This is a genomic window from Brevibacillus sp. SIMBA_040 (genome assembly GCF_046535075.1).
Lineage (GTDB): Bacteria > Bacillota > Bacilli > Brevibacillales > Brevibacillaceae > Brevibacillus.
This window is the reverse complement of sequence record NZ_JAWRXI010000202.1, coordinates 1-268: the sequence shown is the minus strand read 5'-3', so window position 1 is coordinate 268 and position 268 is coordinate 1. Positions and strand designations below refer to the sequence as shown.

The 268-nt window shown below is 36.9% G+C and carries 1 protein-coding gene; it reads left to right on the top strand.

Going from position 1 to position 268, the window contains the following annotated elements; translation table 11 throughout:
- On the top strand, positions 1-252 hold a 252-nt coding region (locus SB752_RS32555), incomplete at its 5' end, for a hypothetical protein (RefSeq protein ID WP_410719520.1).
- Positions 253-268 lie beyond the last annotated feature (16 nt).

Sequence of the window (268 nt, the reverse complement as noted above, 5' to 3'; positions counted from 1 at the left end):
GAAGAGCTGAGTCTTAAGATGGGGTTGGCAAAATCATTTGTTGGAAACGTAGAATCGTACACGCAACGTCACAAATATTCTACACGCCACATTGCATTGTTGGCTAAAGCTTTTGGATTTCACAATCTTTCTGAATTGATGAATTTCCCTACTCCAGAGTTCGATAAAATAAGAGTTTCGTTAAAGCAAACCTATAATCAAAGCGAGACGAAGGTTGTCGAAGTGAAAGTTTTAAAAATTGAACCCAAGTAAATCGTAATTAAATGGC